Origin of the sequence: Fibrobacter sp. UWH5 (genome assembly GCF_900142505.1) — a bacterium.
Taxonomy (GTDB): Bacteria; Fibrobacterota; Fibrobacteria; order Fibrobacterales; family Fibrobacteraceae; genus Fibrobacter.
The window spans coordinates 24,447-40,995 of the sequence record NZ_FRBB01000001.1; the positions used below are offsets into that span (position 1 = coordinate 24,447).

Here is a 16,549-nt window from a genome sequence, read left to right on the forward strand (position 1 = left end):
TTGACGACCTTTTTTGCATGGCCTCTAAATGTAAAAGTCCGAGGTTGATGTATTGTCTAGAAGGTATACTGCAGACTGACAGAGGCCAGCACGAAGGTCTGCCACAGGTACGGATCCAGATCGCAATTGTCGGTTCTTCCGCTGTATGCGTTCTTGAACCAGTTTTCGTAAACCTTGATTGCCGGAACCATGGAAAGCTGGTCTGTAAAGTAGTAATGGAGGTTGGCGATAAAGCCTACTGCAGAACCCATCAGTTCAGAACTCTGGACGCCTCCATCCTGGAAGTAGACAGAATTTTTAGTGTTGATGCTTGTGTAGGAGTAACCGCCGCCGAGGCCGATCTGGAAATAGTCGGGCCAGAATAAGTTGTATGTAAACTCAAAGCCGAGACGCCAAATGCGGGAATCTGCCGTGTAGGATTCATCGGAAAAACCGGCTAAGGTCTGGTTGGATGTCCAATACTGGAAATTCAGGGCTAGGGTGAACTGGGCGATGTTGGCACCGATGGTAAGGTCGGGTGTTGCCAGAAAATCCAGGGCGGGCTGGTGAATGAGACCTTTTTTGCCTGCGGTATCTGTGATTGCAGTCGACCTTTCGTTAAAGTCGCCCTTAGATGCAATAATGCCGAAACCTACTTCTGCAAAGTAGGACTTGGGCCAGTATCCCTCGTCGGCAGCTGCCTGAGAAAACAGCATACCGACCACGGCAATCAGAACAAAAAGAAACTTCTTCATCAATTTCCTCAAAAAGCGATGGGCTGTGAGAGGTGAGCAATGAGTTAAAGTTTGGCACCTCGCATAACTCTACCCCAGTAAACAGTCTACAGTCTACTGTCTACTTCCAACTTCCAACTATTTCGCTGCGTAGTAGAACATGGCGTCGATGCACTTCTTGGCGGCGACGCGGGTGGCTTCGTCCAGTTCCACATGCTGGGCTGCTTCCGGATGGCGCAGGGTTTCCAGGATGTTTTCCAGGGAGTTGGACTTCATGTACTTACACATGCTGCAGCTGCCGATAAAGCGCTTGTTGGGGAACTCGTACTGCATACGGGCATTGAGACCGCATTCGGTAAGGAGCAGGAACGGAGTATTTTCCGGCTGTTCCTTGATGTAGGAAACCATCTGACCTGTGCTGCCCACGTAATCGCTGAGGAGGGCGACACCCGGGTGGCATTCGGGATGGCTTACCACCTTCAGACCCGGATTCTGGCTACGGAAGAAGTTGATCAGTTCGGAATCGTAGGTTTCGTGCACGTAGCAGCAACCGCTGTGGAGCACGATTTCCTTCTTGATGTTACGCTTCTTCATTTCTTCGATGAGGTTCTGGCCCATGAGTCCATCGGGTACGAACACAATCTTGTCGTTTTCGAGACTGCTCACGATCTTCATCACGTTGGAGCTGGTAACGCAAACGTCGCAGTTTGCCTTTACGTCGGCGGTGGTGTTGATGTAGCAGACGAAGGTGTGGTCCGGATACTTTTCGCGGAGGGCGCGGACTTCGGCTCCGGTAATGGAGTCGGCCAGGCTACAGCCGGTAAGGGGTCCGGGAATCAAGACGTCCTTGGTGGGGTTCAGAATCTTTGCGGTTTCACCCATGAAACGGACTGCGGAGAAGACGATGGTCTTTGCTTCCACCTTGGTGGCGTCCTGGCTCAGCTTGAAACTGTCGCCGTCGTAGTCGGCAACACCCAGGATGATTTCCGGGGCAACGTAACTGTGGGCGAGAATGACGGCGTCACGTTCCTTCTTCAGTTCGTTGATTTCGTTGATGATGGGAAGCATCTGTTCCACTTTTTCCATGGAATAGGTGCAAAGGACAGCTCCAGGCTGGATACTCTTAAGACGGTTGTAAAGTTCTTCTGCGGTCATGGCCTAAATATAAAAAAATTAGACGGACCCCATCAGCGTCCCCACCCCAGAACCGCGAGACATTGGATACCAGATATAGGATATGAGATATCAGATACGAGATACGAATTATCATAATCGCGCCGATGGCGCCTTGCGTCGCCCTGTGGGCGCTCAGGGTCTCATGCATTCATGGGATTCTGAAACGAGTTCAGAATGACAGTCCGCTCAGCATACTTCTTTTGTGTCTCATAATTCCTCTTCACTCTAGTCTTTCTCCTCCCTTGGCATGGGTTTTGCGTATAGGGGACGTCCAATTGGAAAAGAAATGAAAAGATTTCAAATAGTGTAAAGAGTAGGATGTAAATTATGTTTTTTAACCGTACTGAATTTACGAAAACTGTAAAAGACGAAGAGCATGCCGCATACTTGATGAAAAACGGCGTGAAATTCGATTATGGTTCCTTAGTTGACGAACGTGACGGTGAAATCTACAGTACGGTAAAAATCGGAAACCAAATCTGGATGGCGGAAAACCTTCGTTATGTGAGTAAGGGCGGTGCCGCCGACGACGATGTGGGAAGTTACGCCTACGGCGAGGTGGAAAAAAATGTGGGCAAGTTCGGTAGACTTTATACCTGGGCCGCCGCCATGAATTTAAGCCCCCGCTATAACGAAGACGAATTGGGCGCTGAAGGGGAATCGCTGATTACGTCGGGCAGGTTCCGCGGAATCGCACCCGAAGGTTGGCACATCCCTTCTGAAGAAGAATGGCATGAACTGTGCGAATTTTGCAGAAGCTTGCAGGACGGTCTGCCGGGAACCATGCTAAAGTCTTCCGAGTACTGGGAAGAATGCTACGGCTCCGTGGTGGGCAAGGATAGCGTAGGTTTTGCTTCCATACCTTCTGGCGGCCGCTATAGCATGGGTTACTTTTATGACTTGAACAAGTCTGCCTATTACTGGACTTCCACCAGCATGGGAAATGAATATGCTAGATATCGCAGCATTTCATTTCGTGGCGGAAAGATCGGTGCCGATTATACCTACAAGACCGACGCCTTTGCTATCCGCTGCGTGAAAGACTGCTAGGCGCCGGCGCGATGTTTTAGACTTCCCCGATGCGGACCATGTTCAGGAGGGGCATGCCTGCCTCACGGCATTCCTTTAGATCAATCTTGAAGTCAATACTCCAGTCATTGAAATCTTCTTCGTCCTGAAGCATCTGCTGGACGTGCATGATTTCGCCTTCGTAGGTAATGATGGTGTGGTGTATGGAACGTCCTTCCACATCCAGGCGGAACTTGTGGTGTTCTGCAATGTAGGCTGCCATGATTTCCATCAGACGGTTTTCGGTCCAGGGTTTGCCTTCGCCATCCACTAGCATTTGGCCTTCTGCAAGGTCGTCTGCCAACATATCCAATACGTCGCCAAAAGCCTGCTTCTGCAATGCACTCATGAGCTGGAAAATGCGCTGGCGGACCATGTTGATAAAGCGCTTCTTGTCGTAGGTAATGTCTGCGGCCACCTTGTCGGCACCGAAGGCGGTTTCCATTTCGGTGGCGCCTGCATCGTCCATACGTTTCTGGTAGTCTTCGGGGTGGGCCATCTTTTCCCATTCTTCCAACAGGCTGCTGTCCGTTCTGCGGATCATATCGCCTAGGAAATCTTCCATGTCGTGAAGTTCCTCGTTCTTGTAGCTGTCGGGAACGGTCTGGGCCAACACCTTGTAAACCCCGTTCAGGTGTCGGAGCAAGATGGCTTCCATGCGCTGCAAACCATACTGCTTGATGTAACCGCTGAAGGTGCTGAAGTTTTCGAACATCTCGCGGACAATAGACTTGGGTTCCACATTTACGTCTACCCAGGGGTGGGTTTCGGCAAAGTTATTGTAGGTGTCGTAAATGAAATCCCGCAACGGCTTGGGGTATTCCACCTTTTCCAATTCTTCCATGCGCTGGTTGAATTCCATGCCCTGGGCCTTCAGTTCTTCCATGCGGGCGTTCTTGGCCTTGTTCATCTGGATGCGGAGAATGGCTTCGGGATTTTCAACGATGCTTTCGCATAAAGTAATGACGTCCAGTGCGTATTCGGGGCTTTCACGATCCAGCTTGGGCAAGGTATCCAGCAAGTACAGGGAAAGGGGCTGGTTCATGGAAAAGTCATCTTGCAGATCCATGTTCACGCGAAGTTTGCTGTAGCCCGGTGCCACTTGCGGGGCAAATTCGATAATATGGCCTTCTACCAGACCACGGAAAAGCTGGAAGGCGCGCTTGCTCAACTGCTTTTTGCTGGCGGCCGTTTCGTGACAGTCCTTGATCAGGTTGCGCATGGCCTTGCAACCGTCGGTGGGACGGCTGAGAATGTTCAAGAGCATGCCATGGCTGACGTGGAAACTGGACGTTAGCGGCTCGGGCTGTGCCTGGATCAAACGTTCGTAGGTGTTCTTGTCGAAGGGAACGTAGCCGTGTTCGGGCGGTTTCTTCTTCTGGAATTTCTTGCCGGTCTGTTTTGTCTTGGCTTCCAGTTTCAAGTTCTCGATAACGTGTTCCGGGGCCTGGGCCACAACGTAACCGATGTCGTCAAAACCCTTGCGGCCTGCGCGGCCTGCAATCTGGTGGAAGTCTCTAGCGGTTAGAATAGCGGTCTTGTCGCCGCTATATTTGCAAAGCTGGGTGAACAGCACGGAACGAATGGGTACGTTCACGCCTACGCCAAGAGTGTCTGTTCCGCAGATGACCTTCAGCAGACCTTTTTGGGCCAGTTTTTCACACAGGATGCGGTACTTGGGAAGTAGACCCGCATGGTGGATGCCAATGCCCTGCTTCAGCCAACGTTTTACTTCGGGGCCGTAAGGACTGCTGAAACGCATTTCCTTGATGGCCTCGTTAATGGCCACCTTTTCTTCCTTGGTGCAAAGGTCCAGACTCATGAAGTTCTGGGCGTTGGTAGCGGCTGCGGCCTGGGTAAAGTGAACCACGTAAACAGGGCCCTTCCCTTCGTTGATCAGGCGCTGAACTGTGTTGGAAATTTCGGTTTCGGAGTAGGTAAAATCCAGGGGTACGGGGCGCTGGGTGGAGCGAACGGTGACGGATTCCTTGCCCGTATGCTTGGTCATTTCCTTTTCGAAAAATTCCGTGGCGCCTACGGTGGCGCTCATGAGCAAAAAGCGGGTGTTGGGCATGGTCAGGAGGGGGACCTGCCAGGCGACGCCGCGTTCCTTGTCGGAATAGTAATGGAATTCGTCCATGACCACGTCAGAAATGGTGGACTGTTCCCCTTCGCAGAGGGCCATGTTGGCAAGGATTTCTGCGGTACAGCAGATGATGGGGGCGTCGCGGTTGACGGTAGCGTCTCCTGTAGAAAGTCCTACATTTTCGGGACCGAACTCCTTGCACAAGGCCATCCACTTTTCGTTGACCAGGGCCTTGATGGGGCAGGTGTAGACGCTGCGTCGGCCGTGGGCCAGACTGTCAAAATGGAGCGCCAGGGCTACCATGGATTTTCCTGAACCCGTAGGCGTATTTAGAATAACGTTTTTCCCGTCTAAAAGTTCAAGGATTGCCTCTTCCTGGGCGGGGTACAGCGTAGTACCCTTGGCATCAGCCCAGGCCAGAAAGTTTTCCAGCAGGGCTTCAGATGATACATCGGAATCGGCTTTAGTCAAGTAGTCTTTTAAAGAAACGGGGGCTTTTTCAGTCATAAAAGTAAAGATAGTTTTTTTGAGGGAACGTCTGATTTTTTAAATTTGAGTTCATTGGTGTGAATTTAAACTCGTTCTAGATAAGGGTCTTTATGGCATCGAAAAAGAAAGAAGAAACCGACTTGACTGAATTGCTTAAGGATGTTGCCAAAAATTGGTATATCATGCTGCCTTGCTTAGTGGTTGCTGGCATTGTAGGTGTCTTTGTCTCCTTGTGGATTAGGCCTGTTTACCAGGTAGATGCTCTTCTTCAGATTGAATCGAAAAACAGCAAGAACTCTATGGGTATGATGGGTGGACTTGGAGCCCTTTTCTCCAACGCTTCTCCTGCCGAAACAGAAATTGAGTTGATTCGTAGCCGTCAGGTGATGGGTGCCGCTGTCGAAAAGATGCGCCTGCAGTACGAGGCTGAACCCTTGAATTTCCTGGACCGTCTTCTCCATAGGGAAGGCAGACTTGACCTTGCGCAGATTGAAGTCCCCTGGGATAGCGTCCCCAAGACTGACAAGATTAAGGAATGGGAAGTGGAAATCAAGGACAGTACTGGTCGTTTTGACCTGTATGACCACCTTGATAAAGTTGTTCTATCGGGTGAACCTGGCCATACCTACAAGTTTCCCTATGCCGGTGATTCTGCCGCATTTGGCATTATCAGCTGCGATGTTCGCCCGGGTCAGCGTTTTGTCGTCCGTAAGCGTAAGCGTCTCGATGCCATCAGTTCGTTCCGTAGCGCCTTTGACGTAAAGGAAAAGGGTAAAAAGACTGGAATCCTGGAATTTACCTATCAGGATATCTATCCGGATCGTGGCATGGCCGTATTGAATGAGGTAGCCTCTTCTTATTTACGTCAGAATGTGGAAGAACGTAATGCTGAAGCCCAGAAGACGTTGGAATTCCTGGAAAAGCAGCTGCCTGATGTGAAGGCCCAGATGGATTCCTCTCTCATGAACTTGAACGCCTATCGTAACCGCGTGGGTTCTGTAGACGTGAATGCAGAAACTCAGTTGGTGCTTCAGCGCCGCATGAAGTTGCAACAGGACATTCTTGCCTTGCAACAGCGTAAGCAGGAAGCGATTCGACTTTTCCATTCTGAACATCCTACTGTAAAGACTCTGGAAGATCAGGAAGATGCCTTGAAGCGTGAACTGGCAGGAACCGCCAGCCAGGTAAAGAAACTTCCCACCACTCAGCAGGAAGTGCTAAAACTGACTAACGAAGTGGAACAGAGCAAGATTCTCTACACCACCATGCTGAACAATATCCAGCAGCTGCGTCTTGTTTCTGCCGGTGAAGTGGGCTCCGTGCGTATTGTGGACTTTGCTGAAAAGGCTCTCAGACCCACTAAGCCCAAGCCCAAGCTGATTGTTGCTGTCGCCCTGTTCCTTGGCTTCCTGTTTGGTACTTTGATTATTTCTCTGAAGACCAAGTTCAGCAGCGGTGTAAAGAGCGCTAGCTTTATCGAAAAGGAAACTGGTTTTACGGTTTATGCAAAGGTGCCCAAGGGCAATCCCCAGGGAACCAAGGGCACAAGACCGCTGGCCGTGGTGGAACCCGACGACGTGGCCGTGGAATCCCTCCGTGCTCTCCGTTCTTCCCTGGAATTCTCTATGATGGACGATAATGGTTCTGTCATTGGTGTTAGCGGCCTGATTCCCGGCGTAGGCAAGAGCTTTATTTCTGTGAACTTGGCAGCCTTGTTTGCAGGTCTGGGCAAGAAGGTCTTGCTCATTGATGCGGATCTCCGTAAGGGTCGCCTCCATAAGGAATTCGGAATCAAGCGCGGCAACGGTCTTTCCCAGGTGCTGCTCCGTGAAGTCCAGGTGGAAGAAGTTATTCACCCCACCGAAGTGGAAAACATGTTTGTGATCCCCTGCGGCAATGTCCCTGCCAACCCGGCTGAACTTCTTGGCTCCAGGCATTATGCCGATTTGATTGAAAGATTTAAGTCTGAGTATGATCTGGTGATTGTGGATACTCCGCCGATCATGCTGGTGACGGATGCTGCCCTGGCTTGCCGCCTGGCTGCCCAGATCGTTATGGTCATCGAATACAATAGGCATTCTATTGAAGCCATTCAGGAAGGTATGAGCCAGATCCTCAAGGGCAACAGTACTGCACATGCTTCTATTGTCATCAACAAGTATGAACATAGCCGCACCGAAGGTTACGGCTACAAGTACGGGAAATACTAATGAAAGGTATTGTGCTCGCCGGTGGTTCCGGTACTAGACTTTATCCCCTGACCATGGTGACTTCGAAACAGCTGTTGCCTGTTTACGACAAGCCCATGATCTATTACCCGCTGTCTACTTTGATGTTGGCGGGAATCCGTGATATTTTGATTATTTCCACTCCGACGGACCTTCCCAATTTTGAACGTCTGTTGGGTGATGGTTCCTCGATGGGTCTCAACCTTAGCTATAAGGTTCAGCCCAGCCCTGATGGCCTAGCCCAGGCTTTTATTCTGGGTGAGGAATTTATTGGAAATGATTGCTGCGCCATGGTTCTCGGCGACAATATTTTCTACGGCAACGGCTTTAGTCCCCTTCTGAAGGCTGCCGTCAAGAACGCCGAACAGAACGGTCGCGCCAGTGTGTTCGGTTACTATGTGGATGATCCCGAACGTTTCGGTGTTGTGGAATTTGACGAAGCCGGAAAGGTGATTTCTGTAGAAGAAAAGCCCAAGGAACCCAAGAGCAATTATGCCATTACCGGCTTGTATTTCTATGACAACCGCGTGGTCGAATATGCCAAGTCCCAGAAACCCAGCGCTCGCGGAGAACTGGAAATTACGGACCTGAACAAGACCTACCTGGATCAGGGTGACTTGGATGTGAAGTTGCTGGGTCGCGGTTTTGCCTGGCTGGATACCGGTACCATGGACAGCCTGATCGAGGCTGGAGACTTTGTTCGTATGGTGGAAAATCGCCAGGGCATCCAGATCAGCGCCATAGAAGAAATTGCCTACATCAATGGCTGGATCAGCAAGGACAAGTTGCTGGAATCTGCTGCCAAATATGGTAAGAGCCCCTATGGCCAGCACCTGCGTAAAGTCGCCGAAGGAAAGATTAGATATTAGGTAATCATATGGGAAAGTTCAATTTTATAAAGACCAGTATTGAAGGCGTAACTATCGTTGAACCCACCGTCTATGGTGATCATCGCGGTTACTTCATGGAGACCTATAACAAGGCCGAATTTGATGAAGCCGGTCTTGATATGGTTTTTGTTCAGGATAATGAATCCCGCTCCAAGAAGGGTGTCCTTCGCGGCCTTCATTTCCAGAAAAAGAATCCCCAGGGCAAGCTTGTCCGCGTGTTGGAAGGTGAAGTTTATGACGTGGCTGTGGACCTGCGCAAGGGCAGCCCCACTTTCGGCAAGTACGAAGGTGTGGTGCTTTCTGCCGAAAACAAGCGCCAGTTCTACATTCCCGAAGGCTTTGCTCACGGTTTTGTGGTTTTGAGTGAAACTGCAACCTTTGTGTACAAATGTACACGCCTTTATGATCCCAAGGATGAAGGCGGTCTGTTCTGGAATGACCCGGCCATCGGAATCGAGTGGCCTGTGGGAAATGGTTTTGAACCGCTTCTCAGCGAAAAGGACACCAAGAACCCTCTGTTGAAGGATCTTGGCTTCGCTTTTGAATTGTAATCGGCCTAATTTTTTTATTATTGACCTGATGAAAAATATTCTTGTTGTATGTACCGGCAATATTTGCCGTAGCCCCACGGGCGAATACCTTCTCAAGAAGGAACTCGGCCCCGATTATAATGTGATGAGTGCTGGTCTGGGTGCCCTGGTGGATCACCCTGCTCACGAAATCAGCCAGAAGATTGCCCTGGAACATGGTGTAGATATGAGTGCCCATCGTGCACGTCAGATCAACCTGGATATTGTAAAGTGGGCCGACCTGATTCTAACTATGGAAAACGGTCAGAAGATGGATATTCTTGCCCGCTATCCCTTTATGGAAGGCAAGGTTTTCCGTTATGGCGAAAACATGAGGGTCGACGTACCTGACCCCTATCGCCGTCCGGAAAATGCATTTGTTCTTGCATGGAATTACATCTCCAAGCTGACTCCCTACTGGGTCGAAAAAATTAAACAGAGTGAGGGCCAGGCCTAGGCCTGGTGTGAGGAATTTATGAAGAAGATTTGTTTGGGACTTTGCGGTGTTGCTGCTGCCCTCTTGTCTGGATGCGCCGCTGGTCCCCAGATGCAGATGGCTCTGCCTGGCGATTCTGCCGAGTATAATGGTTATACCGTTCGTGTTCACTACATTGATCAGGGCGATCTGGGCAAGGCAAACGTTGCCGCCGCCTCTGCTGAAGAAGAATCTGCCGCAGGCAATCTCAAGGATTTGATGGTGGATTCCCTGCCTCAGCTGGAATACCATATTGGACCTCTGGATATGGTCCAGATCGTGGTTTGGGAACATCCGGAACTGACTTCTCCTATGGGTCAGTACCAGCCTGCCGGTCAGAAGGTCACTACCGATGGTAAGCTGTTCTACCCCTATGCCGGTGAATTGAATGTCGCTGGCTTGACTGCACAGGAACTTCGTTTAGAAATTACAAAGCGCCTCTCCGATAAGATTTTGAACGATCCCCAGGTGGACGTGCGTGTGACGGGTTACAATGGTCGCAAGGCTTTTGTTTCTGGCGCCGTGAACAAGCCCGGTGCTGTAGGCTTTGATGAAAAGCCCATGACTTTGCCCGACGCTATTTCCCTTGTGGGTGGATTTGATGAATATGCCGATCCTTCCGCCATGCAGTTCCGCCGCGATGGCAAGGTTTATAGTATCAACTATCTGGATGCTTTCCAGAACAATCTAGCTCTTGAAAAGATTCTGCTCCGCCCCGGTGACCAGATCTTTGTTCCCGCTCTGAAGGAAACTCAGAAGAGCAACAAGGTTTACGTTCTTGGCGAAGTTGGCCGTGTAGGAACCGTAGATGTGAACAATGGCAAGCTGAGCCTTGTAGAAGCTTTGGCTTCTTCCGGTGGTCTGAATGCCTTGAATGCGGATTCCCGTTCCGTGTATGTGATTCGCAATTCCAATGAGACGACAATCGATGTCTATCTGCTGAATGCCAAGAATGCCATGGCCCTTGCTATGGCAGAACGCTTCAACCTGTCTTCTCATGACGTGGTCTATGTGGACGCTTCTGGCCTTGCAACCTGGAACCGTATCATTTCTTTGATTGCTCCGACCGGTGCTCTGCTTAACAATGCTGCAAGTACTGGACGTAATATCCAGTTGATGTCCAGCGGTCAGTGGGGACGGTAATAATTCTCTAAGTTTAATTTATAGGGTGTAACTCAATGATCAACCTTATCCTTTGTGGTGGTAACGGCACTCGCCTCTGGCCCGTAAGCCGTTCCCTGATGCCGAAACAGTTTGCTCCGCTCTTTGACGGACAGTCCCTCTTCCGCAAGACCGTGGTGACCAACTCCGCAGTCTGCGAAGCCCAGTTCATCGTTTCCAACGCCGACCAGTTCTTCCTGGCTAAGGACCAGCTGGAAGCCGAAGGCAAGAAGGGCGGCAAGTTCCTGCTGGAACCGGTGGGCCGTAATACCGCCCCTGCCATCGCCCTGGCCTGCTTGACCCTGGATCCCGAAGAAATCGTCCTGGTTTCTCCGTCCGACCATGTAATCCGCAAGAAGGATGAATACAAGGCTGTTTTGCTCCGCGCCCAGGAACTTGCCAAGGAAGGCAACCTGGTCACTTTCGGTATCACTCCCACCAGCCCCGAAACTGGCTACGGCTACATCGAAGCCGATGGCGAAAACGTAAAGCGTTTTGTAGAAAAGCCGGACCGTGCCACCGCCGAAAAGTATTTGCTGGCAGGTAACTTCTACTGGAATTCCGGTATCTTCTGCTTCAAGGCAAAGACCTTCCTCGACGAACTCCAGAAGCATTCTCCGGATATTTTGGCCGCTTCCAAGAAGGCTCTGGCCAATACGGCCATTGAAGAAAAGGAACCCATCCGCGTTTCTATGGATGACATGATGGCCATTCCTTCCAATTCCATCGACTACGCCGTCATGGAAAAGTCCGACAAGGTGAAGGTGGTTCCCAGCGATATCGGCTGGAGCGATCTCGGTTCCTTCGACAGCCTCTATGGCGAATATCCCCACGACGAAAATGGTAACAACGTAAACCCCCGCCACATTGCAGTGGGCTCCAAGAACTCCCTGGTCATGGGTTCCCAGCGTGCCATCGCAACCATCGATCTCGATAAGATGCTCATCGTGGATACTCCCGACGCGCTTCTCGTTGCTCCTCTCAGCAGCAGCCAGAAGGTAAAGCAGGTGGTGGAAGAACTGAAAGTCCGCGGCTCTGACCTGATCAGCGTGCCTCAGACTGTGAACCGCCCCTGGGGTACCTACTCCGTGCTGGAATCTTCCGAACGCTACAAGATGAAGCGTATCGTGGTGAAGCCGGGCAAGCGCCTCTCCCTGCAGAAGCACCTGCACCGTTCTGAACACTGGGTCGTAGTCAGCGGTACCGCAACCGTCACCGTGGGCGACAAGGTGTTCTACGTCCGTCCCAACGAATCTACCTACATTCCTGTTGGCGAAGTACACCGCCTGCAGAACGAAGGCAAGCTTCCGCTGGTCATCGTCGAAATCCAGGTGGGCGAATACACCGGCGAAGACGATATCATCCGCGTCGAAGATGACTTCCATCGTGTAAAGTAACATAGCTGTTTGTTTAGCAATAGTGGGCCGCGAAAGATTTTCTTTCGTGGCCTTTTTTTATGGATAAGTTTTTATATTTGCTCCACCTTAAATTAAATATGGAGGAAACATGAAAAAACTAATCGTTCTTGCTTTCGTTGCTTTTGCCGCCGTGCAGAGCTTTGCTGTGGGTCTCGGTCTCCGAGATGCTTTTATCGTTGGTTCCCTGATGGGTGATGCCGATGGTAACATCGGTACCGGTGATGCTTTCACTTTCGAAATGCTCTTCCCGGTTAACGAAAATTTCGGCATTCATACCGGTGCAGGTATTGAATACGCCATATATGACTTTGATGTGGATGATTATGATAACTACCATAGATACATCATGTATGTTGACATGAGTATCCCCGTACTGGCCCGTCTGAATTTTACTCCGGGTTTCTTCATGGATCTGGGTGTTAACCTGGGCCTTAACCTGACTACCTTGAGCTGGGCTGAATATGGAAGTAGGTCTACCGATGCAGAATCCATAGATGAGGCCAGTGGATTTAACGTAGACTTCGCTGCAGGCTTGGGCTATGTGTTCAAGTTCGGTCTGGGCATTGATGGCCGTATTACCTACGGTTTGACCAATGTTTTTGATTTGGATAATGTGGATTCAAACCGTTTCGGTATCCAAATCGGTCTTAGCTACTGGTTTAAGCAGCGCTAATTGTTGGACGTCTTAAACGAGATCGCAAACTATTAAAGAAAGGCGGACCTTGCAAGGTCCGCCTTTCTTGTTCGTAATTTTGTACGTAAAAAAAGACCTCGCCAAAGGCGAGGCCCTGTAAAGCTTTTGGCTCGGACTAGAACTGGTCCAGGAAACGCTGGTCGTTGCCGGTGAGCAAGCCGATTTCCGGGATAGCGTGGCGGAGCATGGCGATACGGTCTAGACCGAAGCCGAATGCAAAGCCGGTGTACTTTTCACCGTCGATACCGCAGTTCTTGAACACGTTGGGGTCCACGGAGCCGCAGCCACCGATTTCCATCCAGCCGGTGCCCTTGCAACGACGGCAGCCGACCCCACCGCAGAACACGCAGCTCACGTCCATTTCAGCGGAAGGTTCCGTGAAGGGGAAGAAGCTGGGGCGGAAACGGGTCTTGACGCCTTCACCGAAGAGCTTGTTCATGAACACCTGGAGGACGCCCTTCAGGTCTGCAAAGGAAATGTTTTCGTCTACCACCAGACCTTCGCACTGCTGGAACATGGGGGCGTGGGTAGCATCGTTATCGACGCGGAATACGTGACCCGGAGCGATCATGCGGAAAGGCGGCTTGTGGGTTTCCATGTAATGGATCTGGGTACCGCTGGTGTGGGTACGGAGCATCACCTTGTCGTCCACGTAGAAGGTGTCCTGCATGTCGCGGGACGGGTGGTCGGGAGGAGTGTTCAATGCTTCGAAGTTGTACCAGTCGGTTTCGATGTCGCGGCCGAAGTCCACTTCAAAGCCCATCTGGCTGAAGAAGTCGATGATTTCTTCGCGGACGTCGTACAGCGGGTGGGTCGAGCCAGACGGAATGCCTGCGCCGGGGAGGGATACGTCGACGCTGCCGCTGGAAAGTTTCTTCTGGAGGGCGGCTTCGTTGGCGGTAGCAATGGCCTTTTCGATTTCTTCGGAGACGGCCACCTTAAGTTCGTTGACGAGCTTGCCGAAAGCCGGCTTTTCTTCTGCGGAAAGGGAACCCATCTGCTTCATCAGGTCGGTTACCATGCCCTTCTTGCCAAGGTACTTCACGCGGAGGTTGTTAACGGCTTCTTGATTAGTGAGGTCAGTTTGAGCAAGTTCTGCGTCAAATGCCTGTTTTACGTTATTAATAGCTTCACTCATAGTGGGGCATAAGATAGAAATTTTTTGAGGTTCTTCTTGCAAGAGGCGATTAACAATGAACGATTAACAGTTATGAATTATGAGATATGAATTAGTAAGTTTGGCGCCTCTGGCGCGATTATAATATCTCAAGGGAGTCGCAGGCTCCGCCCTCATACCTCGCGCCTCATACCTCGCGCCTCATACCCGTCCTCTTACCGTTCGCTGCCTAGGATATGCATAATCACGGGGCGGTTCTTGCCGTTCTCGGTCTTGTGGATGGTCAGCTTGCCGGTGGAGTCGTAGCCGAATTGCTCGCCAACGCGCTCGCCGTTGACGTAGGTGAGGGAATCCTTCAGCACGCCGTTTTTGTACCAGTTGCGCCAGATGCCGTTGCGCTGCGATCCCTTGCTAAAGTGGTATTTCCAGAAGCCTTCACTGGCCATTTTGCCGCCCATGCTGTCGGGGTAGAAACTGCGTGTCGCAAGGAGGATCTGACCTGCAGATTTTGCCGTGCTGTCAAAATCCCAGTACTCTTCGTAAAGCAACTTGTGGTCAGGCTTTATGTAGCGAATCGAGGCCTTGTATTGACCAACGTTTTGACTGAAGGCGTCTTTCTGGCTTAAGGTACTGCTGTCCAGAACTCCATACCCATATTGGACGAAGGAAGTTTCCGCGCAGAACAAATTGGTTGATCCTTCGCAGAATCCGTAAGCATAACCTTCGGAACCATCATGGTTGATGTTCTTGAAAATGGTTTCTCTCAACAGTTTGTCCTGTTCATCGAACCATGATGTTTTGGACCTTACCATTCCGCAATCGCTTTCTTGATATTCGATTTTCTTTATGACGGATCCGTTTGCCCTATAGAAAGTTTGAGGGAACATTGTGCCTTCACATCCGTCGATGACGCCTTCTTCCCGAATTTTTGCAGTGTTGCAACTGGCTCCGGTGGAGTCGGGCTCGTCAAAGGATTCGTAGTAACGCTTGTATTTTCCAACCTTCATTCCCTGGCGGCAATCGTAATATTCAAGAATCTTGCAACTCTTGGCGAACTTCTCGAAGTGCCCGTTTTCGTTAGACCTGAAGCAGGAATTTTCTTCAACCAAGGTTCGGTTTTCGTCCCACTTTTTCCAGACGCCAACGGAATCTCCGTTCTCGTTATAATGTTCTTCAAATGCTTTCTCACCATTAAAGTGCCAGCCCTCCCAGTCGCCTACAGGGTGGTCTTCCTTGTAGTAACGGATGGCTTCCTTCTTCTTGTTGAAATGTCCGCCGTAATAGCTGATCCATTTTCCGTGGCGTAAGCCCTTCTTGTATTCCCCTTCGAGAACCAGGTCGCCGTAGCCCGTCCAGCGCTTGAATTCACCGTCGGGCTCGTTATCCTTGTAGGGAATTTCGTATTCCTTGATTCCGTCGGAGTACCATTCGTTGCGCTTTAGAATTTCGCCATTGGGGTAAACCCAGATGGAAGTTTTCTTGGCGCCATTGGCATGGGTGGCCAGAATGGTTTCTTCGGCTCGTTCGATTGTGCAACTGCAGAGTGCTCCGCAGACGGCAAAGGTTGCAGAAAAACGGGAAATGACCCGAAAAACAGCTGTAAATCGAAAAGCTCTCATACGAACTAAAGTAGAAAAAGGTAATTTCGTGTTGTGTTAGATATTAAGAATAAACAGCTTGCTGATACCTTCAATACGCGGGTCCGTACGCCTTGGGTCTGGCTTGTCCTGGCCATTACGGTTGGGCTTACGGCGCTGTTCTATTTTTCCCAGAAGCCGCAACTGGTTATCTACTCCCGTCATCTGAAATCTCTGACGGATTACCAGCTGCAGGAAGCTTTTACCATGCGCGGTATGGAACGTGTCCGCATCGGCTTTGGAGCGGATTCTGTTTTTGTGCAGGCCCAGACCATGAACCTGCGGGAAATGGCCGTTTCCTTTTCAAGGGAAATGGATAACATTCGCGGTCTTGGTGTAAAGGTCCCGTCCTACGAGTCCGTGTCCCGCTTTGAAAAGGAAGTGTTGAGCAAGGTGGCGGGAATGCGCCGCTATACGACCGGTCGAATGGCCTGGAATCATCAGCTGGAAGGGGTGCGGTCCCAGGTTATGGAATTGGAAGGCTCCCTTCATCAAAAGATGGTGATGTCCCTGGATTCCATGCGTGCCGGATACCTGGTGGGCTTGGGATCTCTAAGTGAAGATGAAATTGCCCGCTTGCCCCAGAACTTGAAGACGGACTTTATCAAGCTGTCTCGTGAAAACGAGGAACTTGCCCTGGCCTGGAGCCGTTTCGACAATTCCATGGCGGCTATGTATTGTGAAGACATGATCCAGTTCTTCCAGTCCCAGAATATGGATGAGCTTTCCCTGAAATCCAGGATTCCCATGGCCTTCTATTTCTTGAGTCTGGTGCTTTTGCTTTCTACATTTTTCTTTATCTTCCGTTCTAAAAATATTGACTAGTGG

The 16,549-nt window shown here is 50.6% G+C and carries 14 protein-coding genes; 9 read left to right on the forward strand and 5 right to left on the reverse strand.

From position 1 onward, the window contains the following. Positions 1-56 precede the first annotated feature (56 nt). Both BUB38_RS00110 and nadA read right to left on the reverse strand, forming a co-directional pair. Positions 57-734 carry a hypothetical protein gene (locus tag BUB38_RS00110; protein ID WP_073155393.1) on the reverse strand — a complete coding sequence of 226 codons (678 nt, stop codon included), beginning with the start codon at positions 732-734 and terminating at the stop codon, positions 57-59. A 117-nt stretch (positions 735-851) separates the two neighbouring features. Further along, entirely contained in the window at positions 852-1,868 is a 1,017-nt protein-coding gene (gene nadA, locus BUB38_RS00115) for a quinolinate synthase NadA (protein ID WP_073155396.1), read from the reverse strand. A 348-nt stretch (positions 1,869-2,216) separates the two neighbouring features. On the opposite strand from nadA, the gene BUB38_RS00120 reads away from it, so the two are divergent. Then, the gene (locus BUB38_RS00120; protein ID WP_073155399.1) at positions 2,217-2,939 is read left to right on the forward strand and encodes an FISUMP domain-containing protein; all 723 of its coding nucleotides are present in this window, start codon (positions 2,217-2,219) and stop codon (positions 2,937-2,939) included. 16 nt (positions 2,940-2,955) lie between these two features. On the opposite strand, the gene BUB38_RS00125 is transcribed toward BUB38_RS00120, so the two are convergent. Then, positions 2,956-5,550 (reverse strand): DEAD/DEAH box helicase, encoded by a 2,595-nt coding sequence (locus BUB38_RS00125; protein WP_073155402.1) that lies wholly within the window; start codon positions 5,548-5,550, stop codon positions 2,956-2,958. A 92-nt stretch (positions 5,551-5,642) separates the two neighbouring features. Between BUB38_RS00125 and BUB38_RS00130 the strand changes: the two genes are divergently transcribed. From BUB38_RS00130 to BUB38_RS00160, 7 genes are all read left to right on the forward strand, one after another. Continuing rightward, entirely contained in the window at positions 5,643-7,742 is a 2,100-nt protein-coding gene (locus BUB38_RS00130; RefSeq protein ID WP_073155403.1) for a polysaccharide biosynthesis tyrosine autokinase, read from the forward strand. Continuing rightward, entirely contained in the window at positions 7,742-8,629 is an 888-nt protein-coding gene (gene rfbA / locus BUB38_RS00135; protein ID WP_073155406.1) for a glucose-1-phosphate thymidylyltransferase RfbA, read from the forward strand. The genes BUB38_RS00130 and rfbA overlap by 1 nt, the downstream gene beginning before the upstream one ends. Before the next feature lie 8 nt (positions 8,630-8,637). After that, positions 8,638-9,201 (forward strand): dTDP-4-dehydrorhamnose 3,5-epimerase, encoded by a 564-nt coding sequence (gene rfbC, locus BUB38_RS00140; protein WP_073155408.1) that lies wholly within the window; start codon positions 8,638-8,640, stop codon positions 9,199-9,201. A gap of 28 nt (positions 9,202-9,229) precedes the next feature. After that, positions 9,230-9,676: a low molecular weight protein-tyrosine-phosphatase gene (locus tag BUB38_RS00145; protein ID WP_073155412.1), complete on the forward strand. Its 447-nt coding sequence runs from the start codon at positions 9,230-9,232 to the stop codon at positions 9,674-9,676. Positions 9,677-9,694: 18 nt separating this feature from the next. Beyond that, the gene (locus BUB38_RS00150) at positions 9,695-10,837 is read left to right on the forward strand and encodes a polysaccharide biosynthesis/export family protein (protein WP_073155414.1); all 1,143 of its coding nucleotides are present in this window, start codon (positions 9,695-9,697) and stop codon (positions 10,835-10,837) included. A 35-nt stretch (positions 10,838-10,872) separates the two neighbouring features. Further along, positions 10,873-12,252 (forward strand): mannose-1-phosphate guanylyltransferase/mannose-6-phosphate isomerase, encoded by a 1,380-nt coding sequence (locus BUB38_RS00155; RefSeq protein WP_073155417.1) that lies wholly within the window; start codon positions 10,873-10,875, stop codon positions 12,250-12,252. A gap of 109 nt (positions 12,253-12,361) precedes the next feature. Then, positions 12,362-12,946 carry an outer membrane beta-barrel protein gene (locus BUB38_RS00160; RefSeq protein ID WP_073155420.1) on the forward strand — a complete coding sequence of 195 codons (585 nt, stop codon included), beginning with the start codon at positions 12,362-12,364 and terminating at the stop codon, positions 12,944-12,946. Positions 12,947-13,082: 136 nt separating this feature from the next. Here the strand turns inward: BUB38_RS00160 and pheS are convergent, their stop codons facing one another. Continuing rightward, complete coding sequence (pheS, locus tag BUB38_RS00165) at positions 13,083-14,105, reverse strand: phenylalanine--tRNA ligase subunit alpha (protein WP_073155423.1); 1,023 nt, start codon at positions 14,103-14,105, stop codon at positions 13,083-13,085. Positions 14,106-14,299: 194 nt separating this feature from the next. Then, on the reverse strand, positions 14,300-15,703 hold the full coding sequence (locus BUB38_RS00170) for a toxin-antitoxin system YwqK family antitoxin (protein ID WP_139258134.1): 1,404 nt from the start codon (positions 15,701-15,703) through the stop codon (positions 14,300-14,302). A 33-nt stretch (positions 15,704-15,736) separates the two neighbouring features. Between BUB38_RS00170 and BUB38_RS00175 the strand changes: the two genes are divergently transcribed. Beyond that, positions 15,737-16,546, forward strand: coding sequence for a hypothetical protein (locus tag BUB38_RS00175; RefSeq protein WP_083537946.1), 810 nt, complete (start codon positions 15,737-15,739; stop codon positions 16,544-16,546). Positions 16,547-16,549 lie beyond the last annotated feature (3 nt).

Excerpts from the sequence above, each read along its gene's own strand:
- BUB38_RS00145 (WP_073155412.1), top strand. The coding sequence starts at position 9,230 with ATGAAAAATATTCTTGTTGTATGTACCGGCAATATTTGCCGTAGCCCC.
- BUB38_RS00125 (WP_073155402.1), bottom strand. The coding sequence starts at position 5,550 with ATGACTGAAAAAGCCCCCGTTTCTTTAAAAGACTACTTGACTAAAGCC.
- BUB38_RS00120 (WP_073155399.1), top strand. The coding sequence starts at position 2,217 with ATGTTTTTTAACCGTACTGAATTTACGAAAACTGTAAAAGACGAAGAG.
- BUB38_RS00150 (WP_073155414.1), top strand. The coding sequence starts at position 9,695 with ATGAAGAAGATTTGTTTGGGACTTTGCGGTGTTGCTGCTGCCCTCTTG.
- BUB38_RS00130 (WP_073155403.1), top strand. The coding sequence starts at position 5,643 with ATGGCATCGAAAAAGAAAGAAGAAACCGACTTGACTGAATTGCTTAAG.
- rfbC (WP_073155408.1), top strand. The coding sequence starts at position 8,638 with ATGGGAAAGTTCAATTTTATAAAGACCAGTATTGAAGGCGTAACTATC.
- BUB38_RS00170 (WP_139258134.1), bottom strand. The coding sequence starts at position 15,703 with ATGAGAGCTTTTCGATTTACAGCTGTTTTTCGGGTCATTTCCCGTTTT.
- nadA (WP_073155396.1), bottom strand. The coding sequence starts at position 1,868 with ATGACCGCAGAAGAACTTTACAACCGTCTTAAGAGTATCCAGCCTGGA.
- rfbA (WP_073155406.1), top strand. The coding sequence starts at position 7,742 with ATGAAAGGTATTGTGCTCGCCGGTGGTTCCGGTACTAGACTTTATCCC.
- pheS (WP_073155423.1), bottom strand. The coding sequence starts at position 14,105 with ATGAGTGAAGCTATTAATAACGTAAAACAGGCATTTGACGCAGAACTT.
- BUB38_RS00110 (WP_073155393.1), bottom strand. The coding sequence starts at position 734 with ATGAAGAAGTTTCTTTTTGTTCTGATTGCCGTGGTCGGTATGCTGTTT.
- BUB38_RS00160 (WP_073155420.1), top strand. The coding sequence starts at position 12,362 with ATGAAAAAACTAATCGTTCTTGCTTTCGTTGCTTTTGCCGCCGTGCAG.
- BUB38_RS00155 (WP_073155417.1), top strand. The coding sequence starts at position 10,873 with ATGATCAACCTTATCCTTTGTGGTGGTAACGGCACTCGCCTCTGGCCC.